Annotated in this window: 10 protein-coding genes; 8 read left to right on the top strand and 2 right to left on the bottom strand. The window is 72.9% G+C overall.

Annotated elements, in window-relative coordinates:
• The 7 genes from DVA66_RS09495 to DVA66_RS09465 form a co-directional block, all read left to right on the top strand.
• The coding region (locus DVA66_RS09495; RefSeq protein ID WP_408608901.1) for an ABC transporter ATP-binding protein at positions 1 to 2,055 on the top strand (2,055 nt) is incomplete at its 5' end.
• Between the two features lie 86 nt (positions 2,056 to 2,141).
• Positions 2,142 to 2,657 carry a mycothiol transferase gene (locus DVA66_RS09490; RefSeq protein WP_114559866.1) on the top strand — a complete coding sequence of 172 codons (516 nt, stop codon included), beginning with the start codon at positions 2,142 to 2,144 and terminating at the stop codon, positions 2,655 to 2,657.
• Entirely contained in the window at positions 2,657 to 2,863 is a 207-nt protein-coding gene (locus DVA66_RS09485; protein WP_114559865.1) for a hypervirulence associated TUDOR domain-containing protein, read from the top strand. The genes DVA66_RS09490 and DVA66_RS09485 overlap by 1 nt, the downstream gene beginning before the upstream one ends.
• A 63-nt stretch (positions 2,864 to 2,926) precedes the next feature.
• Entirely contained in the window at positions 2,927 to 3,958 is a 1,032-nt protein-coding gene (locus DVA66_RS09480) for a LolA family protein (protein ID WP_114559864.1), read from the top strand.
• On the top strand, positions 3,955 to 4,965 hold the full coding sequence (locus DVA66_RS09475; RefSeq protein ID WP_114559863.1) for an ABC transporter ATP-binding protein: 1,011 nt from the start codon (positions 3,955 to 3,957) through the stop codon (positions 4,963 to 4,965). The genes DVA66_RS09480 and DVA66_RS09475 overlap by 4 nt, the downstream gene beginning before the upstream one ends.
• 105 nt (positions 4,966 to 5,070) lie before the next feature.
• Positions 5,071 to 7,404, top strand: a complete 2,334-nt coding sequence (locus DVA66_RS09470; protein ID WP_114559862.1) for a glycoside hydrolase family 65 protein — start codon at positions 5,071 to 5,073, stop codon at positions 7,402 to 7,404.
• A 76-nt stretch (positions 7,405 to 7,480) separates the two neighbouring features.
• Complete coding sequence (locus tag DVA66_RS09465; protein WP_198671623.1) at positions 7,481 to 8,347, top strand: ABC transporter permease; 867 nt, start codon at positions 7,481 to 7,483, stop codon at positions 8,345 to 8,347.
• A gap of 46 nt (positions 8,348 to 8,393) precedes the next feature.
• Here the strand turns inward: DVA66_RS09465 and DVA66_RS09460 are convergent, their stop codons facing one another.
• Positions 8,394 to 11,882 (bottom strand): phosphodiester glycosidase family protein, encoded by a 3,489-nt coding sequence (locus DVA66_RS09460; RefSeq protein ID WP_114559861.1) that lies wholly within the window; start codon positions 11,880 to 11,882, stop codon positions 8,394 to 8,396.
• Between the two features lie 206 nt (positions 11,883 to 12,088).
• Between DVA66_RS09460 and DVA66_RS09455 the strand changes: the two genes are divergently transcribed.
• Complete coding sequence (locus DVA66_RS09455) at positions 12,089 to 12,454, top strand: MmcQ/YjbR family DNA-binding protein (RefSeq protein ID WP_114559860.1); 366 nt, start codon at positions 12,089 to 12,091, stop codon at positions 12,452 to 12,454.
• 108 nt (positions 12,455 to 12,562) lie between these two features.
• Here the strand turns inward: DVA66_RS09455 and DVA66_RS09450 are convergent, their stop codons facing one another.
• Complete coding sequence (locus tag DVA66_RS09450) at positions 12,563 to 12,859, bottom strand: hypothetical protein (RefSeq protein ID WP_114559859.1); 297 nt, start codon at positions 12,857 to 12,859, stop codon at positions 12,563 to 12,565.
• Between the last annotated feature and the right edge of the window lie 107 nt (positions 12,860 to 12,966).

The following is a 12,966-nucleotide window of genomic DNA, read 5'->3' as shown; positions in this document are numbered from 1 at the left end:
CCGGCCACCGAGCCGACCGGCGGCGGCGACGCCCCGCTGAAGGCCCCGCCGCGCCCCCAGCACCGCGGCGGCGACGGCTTCATGGGCGGCCCCCGCGCCGCCGAGCAGGCGATCAGCTTCGGCCCCTCGCTCAAGCGGCTGACCGCCCGGCTGCGGCCCGAGGGCGCCATCATGGTCGGCACCATCGTGCTGGCCCTGGTCGGTGTGGCGATGAACGTGGTCGGGCCCCGCATCCTCGGCCTCGCCACCGACGTCATCTTCACCGGCGTGATCGGCCGCCAGCTGCCCGCCGGCACCACCCAGCAGCAGGTCGTCGAGCAGCTGCGGGCGTCCGGGCAGGACACCTTCGCCGACCTGGTCAGCGGGCTGGAGGGCCTCGTCCCCGGCCAGGGCATCGACTTCGGCCGGCTCGGCGGCGTGCTGCTGCTGGCGCTCGGCTTCTACCTGCTCTCCTCGCTGCTGCTGCTGCTGCAGGGCTACCTGCTCAACGGCGCCGTCCAGCGCACCGTCTACCGGCTGCGCCGCGACGTGGAGGCCAAGATCAACCGGCTGCCGCTGCGCTACTTCGACAACCAGCCACGCGGTGAGCTGCTGAGCCGGGTGACCAACGACATCGACAACGTCTCCCAGACCCTGCAGCAGACGCTGAGCCAGCTGCTCACCGCGCTGTTCACCGTCATCGGCGTGCTGGTGATGATGTTCGTGGTCTCCCCGCTGCTGGCGCTCATCGCGCTGGTCACCATCCCGGTCTCGATGGTCGTCACCGTGCTGATCGGCAAGCAGTCGCAGAAGCGGTTCGTGCAGAACTGGAAGTCCACCGGTGAGCTCAACGCCCACATCGAGGAGGTCTTCACCGGACACTCCCTGGTGAAGGTGTTCGGCCGGCAGAAGGAGGTCGAGCAGGTCTTCGCCGAACGCAACGAGGAGCTCTTCCGGGCCGGCTTCGGCGCCCAGTGGATCAGCGGGCTGATCATGCCGCTGATGATGTTCATCGGGAACCTCAACTACGTCGCGATCGCCGTCGTCGGCGGGTTGCGGGTGGCGTCGGGCTCGATGAACCTCGGTGACGTCCAGGCCTTCATCCAGTACACGCGGATGTTCACCCAGCCGATCACCCAGGTCGCCGGGATGGCGAACCTGCTGCAGTCCGGCGTGGCCTCGGCCGAGCGCGTCTTCGAGGTGCTGGACGCCGAGGAGCAGAGCCCGGAGGCGTCCGGCGAGCTCGCCATGCCCGAGCGCACCGGCCGGGTGGTCTTCGAGGACGTCACCTTCTCCTACTCCCCCGGCACCGAGCTGATCACCGGGCTCGACCTCGTCGCCGAGCCCGGGCAGACGGTGGCGATCGTGGGCCCGACCGGGGCCGGCAAGACCACCCTGGTCAACCTGATCATGCGCTTCTACGAGCTGGACGGGGGTCGGATCACCCTGGACGGGGTGGACATCGCCTCGGTGCCGCGGCACCGGCTGCGCGCCGGCGTCGGGATGGTGCTGCAGGACACCTGGCTGTTCCACGGCACCATCCGCGACAACATCGCCTACGGACGTCCCGACGCGACCGAGGAGGAGATCGTCGCGGCCGCCGAAGCCACCTACGTCGACCGGTTCGTGCACTCGCTGCCCGACGGCTACGACACGGTGATCGACGAGGAGGGCTCGAACGTCAGCGTCGGGGAGAAGCAGCTGATCACCATCGCCCGGGCGTTCCTGGCCGACCCGGCGCTGCTGATCCTGGACGAGGCGACGAGCTCGGTCGACACCCGCACCGAGGTGCTGGTGCAGCAGGCGATGCGCTCGCTGCGCACCGACCGGACGTCCTTCGTCATCGCCCACCGGCTCTCCACCATCCGCGACGCCGACCTCATCCTGGTGATGGAGCGGGGCGCGATCGTCGAGCAGGGCACCCACGAGCAGCTGCTGGCCCGCCGCGGCGCCTACTTCGACCTCTACAACGCCCAGTTCGCCGCCGCGATCCCGTTGGAGGAGCCGGTGGTGCAGACCGGCGAGCCGCCCGTCGCGGCCAACGCCACCTCCCCCACCCCCACCGCCACCGCCTGACTCACCCGAGGGGTGGGGGAGGGCGGGTGCGTAGCGGGGTGCGCGACGGGTAGTGCCCCGACGACCCGACGACGTGAAGGAGACCCGTGAGCGACGCCACCGACATCCTGCGCACCGCCTACGCCAACATCGCGACCGCCGTCGAGGGCGCGGTCGAGGGCCTGGACGCCGAGCAGCTCGCCACCCGGCCGTCCCCGCGGGCCAACACCATCGCCTGGCTGGTCTGGCACCTCACCCGGGTGCAGGACGACCACGTCGCCGAGGTGGCCGGCCGGGAGCAGGTCTGGACCGCCGACGGCTGGGCCGAGCGGTTCGGGCTCCCCTTCGACCCCACCGAGACCGGCTACGGCATGGGGGTGGACGACGTCGCCGCCGTCCGTGACGTCGACGCCGAGCTGCTGACCGGCTACCACCGCGCGGTGCACCAGGCCACCGACGCCTACCTGCAGACGCTGGGCGAGGACGACCTCGACCGGGTCGTCGACGAGTCCTACGACCCGCCGGTGACGCTCGGCGTCCGGCTGGTCAGCGTGGTCACCGACGACCTGCAGCACGCTGGACAGGCCGCCTACGTGCGCGGCCTGCTGACCGAGGAGCAGTGATGGCCGACTTCAGCAAGGGCGACGAGGTGTCCTGGAACACCTCGCAGGGCAGGACCTCCGGCACGGTGGTCGAGAAGAAGACCAAGGAGTTCCACTTCGAGGGCCAGAAGTTCAACGCCAGCGAGGACGAGCCCTACTACGTGGTCGAGTCGGAGAAGACCGGGGCGAAGGCCGCCCACAAGGGCAGCAGCCTCGACAAGGGCTGACTGCCGCGATCTGCGACCAGGGGACTACTGGTGTCCCGCGCAGCGCGACGTAGGCTCGCTGGCATGAGGCGCCTCACCCGCTGGATCCCCGCCCTGGCCGCACCGCTGCTGGTGGTGGGAGGAGCCGTCGCCGTCCCGCTCGTCGCGGACGCCGACCCCGGTCTGCCCGACCGGACGCCCGAGCAGGTGCTCGAGCTGATCGCGACCGCCGACGACACCTCCTTCTCGGGCACGGTCGAGCAGACCTCGGAGCTGGGCCTGCCCGAGCTGCCCGAGCAGCTTGGCCAGGGCGACGGGTCGGTCACGGACCTGCTCACCGGCACCCACACCGCCCGGGTCTTCGTCGACGGGGAGAAGAGCCGCGTCCAGGTGATGGACCGGCTGGCCGAGCGCGACGTCGTCGTCAACGGCGAGGACGTGTGGCTGTGGTCCTCCGACGACCAGACCGCCGTGCACACGACTCTCCCCGAGCACCAGCGGAGCGGCCCGGTCGGGGACGGCGGCGCCACCCCGGCCGAGGTGGCCGACCGGCTGCTCGAGGCCGCCGGACCCAGCACCGACATCCAGGTCACCGACACCGCCACGGTCGCCGGCCGCGCCGTCTACCAGCTGACGCTGGACCCGCGCACCGACGAGACCCTGGTCGACGCCGCCACCCTGTCGGTGGACGCCGAGACCGGGATGCCGCTGGCGGTGACCATCCGCGCCGTCGGCCAGAACGAGCCCGCCTTCCAGATCGGCTTCACCGAGGTCGACTACGCCACCCCGGACGCCGACCGGTTCGAGTTCACCCCGCCCGCCGGGGCCGAGGTGGTCGAGAAGACGCTGCCCGAGCACGACGGCCCGGCCCGCGACCGGGACGAGGGCGCCGACCGCGAGGGCCCGGAGCCGGTCGTCACCGGCCAGGACTGGGCCACCGTCGTCGAGCTGCCCGTCGGCGAGGTGCCCGAGGACGCGATGGTGCAGCAGCTGACCGTGCCGGTCGAGGGCGGTCGCGCGCTGCAGACGTCCCTGGTCTCGGTGCTGATCACCGAGGACGGCCGCGTGCTCGCCGGCGCCGTGCCGGTCGACACCCTGGTCGCCGCCGCCCGGTGACCCCGGACGACCCGGTACAACGCCCTGCGCCCGTCTCCCAGCGCCCTGAGCCTGTCGAAGGGCGATCCCCCGCGACCGATCTCGCGATCGAGACCCGCGGCCTGACCAAGGTCTTCGGCGCGCAGAAGGCGGTCGACGGCGTCGACCTCGCGGTGCCGCGCGGCTCGGTGTTCGGCTTCCTCGGCCCCAACGGCTCGGGCAAGACCACCAGCATCCGCATCCTGCTCGGGCTGTCCGCGGCGACCTCGGGCGAGGTGCGGGTGCTCGGACGTCCTGTCCCGGAGCAGGCCGCAGAGGTGCTGCCCGCCGTCGGTGCGCTGGTCGAGGGGCCGGCGTTCTACCCCTTCCTCTCCGGCCGGGACAACCTCCGCCGCCTGGACGCCGCCGACCCCACCACCTCGCCCCGCACCCGGCGCGCCCGGGTGGAGGAGGCGCTGGAGCGGGTCGGTCTGGAGCACGCGGCGAGCAAGAAGGCCCACGCCTACTCCCTCGGCATGAAGCAGCGGCTCGGGCTGGCCAACGCGCTGCTCTCCCCGCGCGAGCTGCTGGTGCTGGACGAACCGGGCAACGGGCTGGACCCGCAGGGCTCACGGGAGGTGCGCGGGCTGATCCGCTCGCTGGCCGAGGCCGGCACCACGGTGTTCGTCTCCAGCCACCTGCTGTGGGAGGTGGAGCAGATGTGCAGCCACGTCGCGGTGATGAGCGCCGGCCGGCTGGTCTGGCAGGGCCCGCTGGACCGGCTGCGCGCCGAGGGCGCCGTGCAGGTGCGGGTGCGCACCCCCGACGTGGCCGAGGCCCAGACCGCGCTGACCGCGCTCGGTCTGCGTCCGGACACCGCCAGCCCCGGTCTGCTGGTCGCCGCGCTGGGTGAGGACGTCGTCGTCGAGCAGGTGGTGGCGGCGCTGGTCCGGGCCGACGTCCGCGTCCGCGGCGTCGAGGTGAGCGGGGAGACGCTGGAGGACCGCTACGTCGCCCTCACCGGCGAGGGCTTCGACGTCGCCGGCTGAGTCCCCGCTCTGCGCGCCGGTCCACCCGGCTGGCGCGAGGACGCCCTGAGCGGGTAGACCTCGAACGCGCCCCGAGCGCTGAACCGACGAGAGCGAGGAGCGTCCGTGCCTGCCCCCATCTTCGACGTCGACCCCTGGCAGCTGCACGAGCCCCGGATCGACCTGGACGCCGTCGGGGTCGCCGAGTCGGTGCTCAGCCTCTCCAACGGCTACCTCGGGGTGCGCGGCACGGTGGACGAGCTCGACCCCAGCGGCGCCCGCGGCAGCTACCTCTCCGGGGTGTACGAGACGCACCCGCTGTCCTACCCCGAGGGCGGTTTCGGCCAGCCCGAAGAGGGCCAGGCGATGGTCTCGGTGGCCGACGGCACCCCGCTGCACCTGCTGGTCGACGGCGTCCCGCTCGACATCGGGGAGAACCCGCCGGAGGTGCACGAGCGCACCCTCGACCTGCGGTCAGGGACGCTGGAGCGCCGGGTCCGCTGGGTCTCCTCCTCGGGCGCCCGGGTCGAGCTGACCTCGTCCCGGCTGGTGTCGCTGGCCGAGCGGTCGGTGCTGGCGATCCGCTACCGGGTGGAGGTGCTCGACGGGTCGGCGCACGTGGTGGTGCGGTCGGAGCTCGACGGCGGCGAGGTCACCCCGACCGGGATCACCAACGACGACCCGAGGGTGGGCGAGGCCCTCGAGCACGCCTTCGAGCCGGTGACCGAGGGTCCGTGCGGTGATGGTGCCGTGCTGGTGTCGCGGACGCGCCGCTCCGGGATCCTCGTCGCGGCGGCCGCGGACCACCTCGTGGAGGGCGGCCGGACGACCCACGACCTGGATCCGGACCACGTCATCACCACCGTGGCCGCCGACCTCGGTGCCGGGGAGTCGCTGACCATCGTCAAGGCCGTCGGCTACAGCTGGTCGACCAGTGCCGACGCCGACTCGGTGATGGCCGAGGCCTGCGCGTCGGTGCGCTCGGCCCTCGACCTCGGCTGGGACGGCCTGGCCACCGCGCAGCGGCAGGTGCTCGACGAGCTGTGGGCCCGCGCGGACGTCGAGGTGGACGGCGACCCGGAGCTGCAGCAGGCGCTGCGCTACGCCGTCTTCCAGCTGTTCTGCTCCGCGGCCTGCATCTCCCGGGCGCCGGTGGGGGCGAAGGGGCTGACCGGCAGCGGCTACAGCGGCCACACCTTCTGGGACATCGAGGGTTTCGTGCTGCCGGCGCTGTCGTTGCTGCGGCCCGACACCGCGGCCCGGCTGCTGCAGTGGCGGGCCGGCACCCTCGACGAGGCCCGCGCCCGGGCCCGCGTGCTCGACCTGGAGGGCGCCACCTTCGCCTGGCGCACCATCAGCGGCGCGGAGGTGTCGGCCTACTGGCCGGCCAGCACGGCGGCGATGCACGTCAACGCCGACATCGCCCGCGCCTTCTGGCTGCACCAGAACGTCACCGGCTGCGACCTCGCCGCCGTCGGCGGACTGCCGGTTCTGGTGGAGACGGCCCGGCTGTGGATGTCGCTGGGTCACGAGGACGCCGGGGGCGGCTGGCACCTGTTCGGGCTGACCGGGCCGGACGAGTACACCGGCGTGGTCGACGACAACGTGTTCACCAACCTGATGGCGCGGGCCAACCTGCTCCGCGCCGCCGAGGCCTGCCGGCGCCACGAGGACCGGGCGTCCGAGCTGGGGGTGGACCACACCGAGACCGCCCGCTGGCGGGCGACCGCGGAGGCCGTCCACATCTGCTGGGACGAGGGGCTCGGGGTGCACCCGATGAACGCGAACTTCACCGCCTACCCGGAGTGGCCCTTCGCCGAGCAGCGCGACACCTACCCGATTGAGCAGCACCACCACTACGCCAGCTTCTACCGCCAGCAGGTGCTCAAGCAGGCCGACCTGGTGCAGGCGCTGTGGTGGTGCCGTGACCGGTTCACGCCGGAGCAGGTCGCCGCCGACCTCGCCTACTACGAGGCCCGCACGGTGCGGGACTCCTCGCTGTCGGCCTCGGTGCAGGCGGTGGTCTGCGCGCAGGCCCAGCACCCCGACCTGGCGCTGCGCTACCTGCGCGAGTCGGCCCTGGTCGACCTGCGCGACGTCCGCGGTGACACCGCGCAGGGGCTGCACATGGCTTCGGTGGCGGGCACCTGGCTGGCGCTGGTCGCCGGCCTCGGCGGGATGCGGGAGGACGGGGAGGACCTCGAGCTCGCCCCCCTGCTGCCGTCGACGCTGACCCGGACCGCCTACCGCCTCACCTGGCGCGACCGGCTGCTGCGGGTGGAGACCACCCGCGAGGGCACCACCATCACCCTCGAACGCGGCGGCGAGCCCGTCGACGTGGTGGTCGACGGCACCACCCGCACCGTCACCGCGGCCGAACCCGTCCGCGTCCCCCTGCGCGACCCGTCCCCGCTGCTGCCCGAGCCCATACAGCCCGCCGGCCGCGAACCCCGCACCTGACCCGTCCGACTCCGGACCACCCCACCCACCCCCGTGGTGGGTTGGCCAGGTTGGTCCTGTGCAGCAGGATCGGTGCGTGAGCGCCACGCAGCGAGAAGAGCTCGAGCCGTCGACCGCCCGTCCTGGCCGCGGCGGCGGCACCTGGTCGCTGCTGGGCTCGGAGCTGGCGGTGCTGTTCCGCCGCCGGCGCACCCAGGCCATGCTGGCCGCACTCGCGATGGTGCCGATCCTCATCGCGGTGGCGGTGCGGATCGAGAACCCCGGCGACGAGGGACCGCCGTTCCTCGGCAGCATCACCAGCAACGGGCTGTTCGTCTCGCTGACCGCGATGACGGTGTCCATCCCGCTGTTCCTGCCGCTGACCATCGGCGTGGTGGCGGGGGACACCCTGGCCGGCGAGGCCAGCCTCGGCACCCTGCGCTACCTGCTGGTCGCCCCGGCCGGCCGGCTGCGGCTGCTGGTCGTCAAGTACGCCGGCGCCGCCGCCTTCTGCCTGGCCGCCGGCGGGGTGATCGCGCTGGCCGGGGCACTGATCGGCGCCCTGCTGTTCCCGGTCGGCCCGGTCACCCTGCTGTCGGGTGATGTCGTCGGTCTCGGCGGCTACCTCGGCCGGCTGCTGCTCCTGGTGGCCTACGTGACGCTGTCGATGCTGGGGCTGAGCGCGATCGGGCTGTTCATCTCGTCACTGACCACGGTGCCGGTCGGGGCGATGGCGGCCACCGTGGTGCTCGCCGGCGCCGCCCAGATCCTCGGCCAGCTGCCGCAGCTGGAGGTCATCCACCCCTACCTCTTCAGCTACCACTGGTTCGGCTTCGCCGACGTGCTCCGCGAGCCGGTCGCCTTCGACTCCTTCACCCGCAACGCCCTGCTCCAGCTGGCCTACGTCGCCATCTTCGGGACGCTGGCCTACGGCCGGTTCAGCACCAAGGACGTCCTGACCTGAGCGACCGGGACGGGAGCACCCGGTGGCTGACCGGGTGCTCCCGACCTCAGCCGACGGTCAGCTGCAGCTCGCTGGTGATACCCCCGGTGCTCACCGAGATCGTCGTGGTCCCGGCCGCGACAGCCGTCACGTCCCCGCTCACCGGGTCGACCGTGGCCACCGACTCGTCGCTGCTGGCCCACACGTGCGACATCGGGTCGGCCACCGGCATGGTGGGCGGGTTGGCGATGTCGCTGCCGCGGGTGTTGACCGCGGTGGCGGTGTAGCGCCGCTGCTGGCCGAGCCCCAGCGAGTCGGTCGCGCCCTGGTCGATGGTCACCGACTCCAGCATCGGCACGATCGAGTACTGCACCGTGCCGTCGGCGTTGACGTGGAACAGGGCGAAGTGGAAGAAGCCGCCCTGGTCGGGGGCCACGTAGGGCGGCGTCCCGATGTCGGCGATGGTGAACTGCGGGATGCCGGTCTCCCCGTCGGCGGGACGTCCCTGCGGGTCGGTGAGCTGGTTGGCGAACCCGCGGGAGTGGCCGTACATCACCACCACCTTCTGGTCGGGGTGGGCGGTCCGGTAGTTCTGGATGATCTGCAGGAACTGCTCGGCCTCCCAGCGGCTGGAGAACTGGTTGGTCCGGCTGGGCGCGTGGTCGTAGGCCGGCCAGTGCAGCCCGACCATGACGACCGGGGTGTCGGCGGCGTCCAGCTGCTCGACGAACCACGGGTACTGCGGCTCGGCCGGCACCTGGAACGGGTCGGAGCCCAGGATCGAGGCACTGGAGTTGTCCAGGCCGATGAACGTCGCCCCGCCACGGGTGAAGGAGAAGTGGGTGTCCTGGCCGAACACGTCGTAGAAGTTCGTGTTCTGCGGGATCGCGCCCTGGCTGATCTCGTGGTTGCCGACGACGTCCCAGAGCGGGACGCCGAAGCGTTCCCACTGCTGCTTGGCGAAGGTCAGGTCCTCGACGCGTCCGGTGTCGGAGATGTCGCCCAGGCTCACCGCCACCTCGGGCCGGGCGGCCTCGGGCAGCGGGGCGACGGTCTGCCCGCTCGGCGTGGTGAACGCCTCGCCCTCGCTGCGCCGCACCATGTCGGCCAGGGTCTGGACGCTGGTGGCGTCGGGGCGGCCGGCGAGCAGGTGGCCGTCGTCGCCGAGGACGAAGGTCTCCCCGCCCGGGCGGAAGTCGGCCGGGTCCTGGGTGTACTGCAGCCAGGACGGGTTGTCGGGGTCGATCGGCTCGTACGGCGGGGTCTCGCTCGGGGTGCCGACGTCGTAGCTGACCCCCAGCCCGGCCAGGGTGAAGGTGCCCTCCTCCGGACCGGTGGAGAACTGCCCGACGAAGCTGATGTCCTCCAGGGTGAGCGGGTAGGCGGTGAAGACACCGCGGTTGACGCTCTTCGCCATCGTCTGCCACTCGCCGTAGTGGTCGGCGGTCAGCGCGGTCCACAGCCCCAGCCGGTGGCCCTCGGCGTCCACCACGTTGAGCACGATCCACGACTGCTGCGGGGTCTCGCTCTCCACCTTGAAGGTGAACAGGACGTCCTGGGGGATCTGGCCGAGCTCGTTCTTCTCCAGCTTCACCCCGGCCCCGTTGTTCGGGGTGGCGCGCAGCCGGTGCTGGTTGGGGTCGTCGGGGAAGGAGTAGCCCACCTGCAGGGCGCGGGCCTGCTCCGAGTCCGGCGGGACCTCGGTCGTCTCGGCGAAGCGGTCGGCCGGCACCGTGGTGGCGCCGCCCTCGGCCTGCAGCTGCCAGTCCGCGGCGTTCTCGGCGACGACGAGCGGGCGGACCACCGACCCGATGCTCAGCACCGCGGACGCCTCGCGCCCTCCGGCAGTGGCGGTGACCTGCACCTCGCCGTCGCCCTCGGCCGCGGCGGTGAACACGCCGGTGGCCGGGTCGATGCTGCCCAGGTCGTCCCGGTCGAGCGCCCACTCCACCGAGCCCGGGTCGACCGGGACCGCGGGCGCGTCACCGTTGCGGCCCTGCACGGTGAAGGCCTGGCGGGCGCCGTTGGCCAGCCCCTTCACCTCCGGCGCCACCTCGAGCTGGCCGAAGGTCCGGGCCACGGTGAGCCGGGTGGTGGCCGTCGCCTTCCCCGCCTTGGCGACGAGGACGCCCTTCCCGGCCGATCCCGCGGTGAAGGCGCCGTCCTCCCAGGCACCGCCGAAGCGGGGCGGCTTGGCGGTCACCGTCACCTCGTCGCGGCTGGGGTTGCCGTGCGCGTCGACGGCGTACGCGCTCACCTCGGAGGTGACGCCGGCGGCGGTCGACAGCTCCTCCCCGCCGTTGACCGACACCTCGACCGCGGGTCCCGGCTCGGTCGCGGTGGAGTAGACGAACAGCCCGTTGGCGACCGGACGCTCCGCGCCGTCGGAGGGCACGTTGGCCACCGAGACCTCGGTGTCACCCGGTCGGCGCACGACCATCGCGGTCGAGCCGCCGCCGTCGAGCAGCACCGCGTCCTCCACGCCCAGCGACTGCAGGTAGGTCGCCACCTGACGCCAGCCGACGCCGAGCGCGACGTCGGCGGTCTTCTGCCCGTCGAGGGCCACCATCACCAGACGCCCGTCGGCGGTGCTGCCGACCGCCGACTCCGGGTGCAGGCCACTGGGCATCTGGTGGTCGGGGTCGGCGAACACCTCGCCGCCGGCCAGGATGCGGCCCGGGCCCTGGATCAGCTGCTCGATGTCGGCGTCAGGACTCGTCCGGTGGGTGGTGGTGACGACGCTGCCGGGTTCGAGGTTCTCCTCGATCCACCGGCCGCTCGCGCTCTCCGGGTCGCCGCCCAGCAGGCCGTGGTGCTCGCCGGAGAGCGCGTCGACGGTGGTGACCTCGGTGATCCGGATGGTGGCGCCGTCGTCGTCGGAGGTGCCGAGCGCGACCACGTGCGGGCCGCCGAACCAGGAGTCGGCCACGTCGCCAAGCCGGGGCGTGATCTGGGTGATGCCGTCGCCGGTGGCGTCGTCGAGGCGGTTGACCGAGCTGAGTGGACGGGTCGGGCCGTCCTGCACCGCGAGCGTGCCGGTGAACTCCTGGGTGCCGTAGACGACCGAGCCGTCCTCCAGCACCGACACGGTGCCCTCGTGACCGGGGGTCGGGCTCTTCCAGATCTCGCCGTCGACGATCTCGCCGTCGTTGGCCTGCCCGGACGCGTTGATCTGGAAGTAGCCGCCGTTGATGCCGGCCACCGCTCCGGTGCGGTGGGCCATCGAGGAGACGGTCTCGTTCTCGGGGTCGACCACGGTGTCGTTGGACACCACGGCGCCGAGGCGGACGTTCTCGTCGGTGGTGTCGGCGGTGACCACGTGGACCGGCACGTTGCCCTCGACCGAGGCGACGGCCTCGCTGGCGTAGGTGACGCCGTCGGTGACCGCCTCCGGCTCGGTGGCCGTGCGGGAGGTGATGGTCGCCCAGGACGGCAGCTGCTCCGGCATCCACGACCGGTCGGGGACGGCGGTCGCCGTCGGCACGGTGGCGGTGGGGACGAGCGTCCCCGACACCACGGCGAGCAGGACGGTCACCCCGGCGAGGCCGGCGGTCACCCGCCGGCGCGTCGGCGCACCGGAGGGTCGGGAGGGGGTCTGCGTCGTCAGCACGAGCCACCAGCCAAGGCCAGGCGGGTGACGTCCGACCCCCGCGGTGGCGCAACAACGGCCGTCGCGCCGGTGAACGGCACGTTGCAGCGCTGCAAGGACCGGCCTGGGACGGGGGGCTGACAGCGGAGGCGCACCAGGGGCACGATCGGGGCATGGACGCCGTCGAGCGGTTGCGGAAGACCTGCCTCGCCCTGCCCGAGGTGACGGAGCGGCTGAGCCACGGCGAACCCACCTGGTTCGTCCGGAACCGGGTGTTCGTCATGCTCGCCGACCACCACCACGACGACCGGCTGGCTTTCTGGTGCGCGGCGCTCGCGGAGGAGCGGGACGCCTTGGTGGCCGCCGAGCCGGAGCGGTTCTTCCGTCCGCCCTACGTCGGCCACCGGGGCTGGCTCGGCGTCTACCTCGACGTCGAGGTGGACGGGGACCGGGTCACCGAGCTGGTGCAGGCCGCCTTCCGGCTGGTGGCGCCGAAGCGTCTGGCGGCCCGTCTGGACGCCCCCCCTGCCGACGGCTGACGCCCGGCCGGTCGCCCATCGCGCCGACGACCCGTCCGGGTGGACGAGTGTCACGGTCCTGGGCGATCCCGAACGGTGGATGCCCGGGACCGTGCCACTCGCGGCCCCTCAGGGTCCGAGGACGAGCGTCGCCACGACCAGCAGCACCGGCACCGACGCGACCCCGCAGAGCAGGTTGAGCCCCACCAGCGGGAGGCTGCGGCCGGCCGCGGCCAGTCCGGCCCCGACCAGGCCGACGAGCGCCGGCAGCCCGAGGAGCCAAGCGGTGGCCCAGCGGCCGGGGCCCTCGAGCCACAGCAGCGGCAGGAGCAGCAGCAGGGCCAGCGGGACGCAGCCGCCCGCACCCCGGCGGCAGCGCCGGCGTCGGCGCTCCCGGTCGGGGGCGGGGGCCGCGTCCGGGGTCACGGCACGCAGGGGATGACCGAGAACGCCGCGGTGATGGCGGCGGCCATCAGCCGCTCACCGGTGGCCATCCGGTCGGCGTGGCGGGCGATCTCGGCCTTGAGCTGGGC

This window comes from Desertihabitans aurantiacus (assembly GCF_003344635.1).
GTDB classification, from domain to species: Bacteria; Actinomycetota; Actinomycetes; order Propionibacteriales; family Propionibacteriaceae; genus Desertihabitans; species Desertihabitans aurantiacus.
Note: the sequence above shows the minus strand (reverse complement) of the source record. Positions and strands in the feature narration are given on the sequence as shown.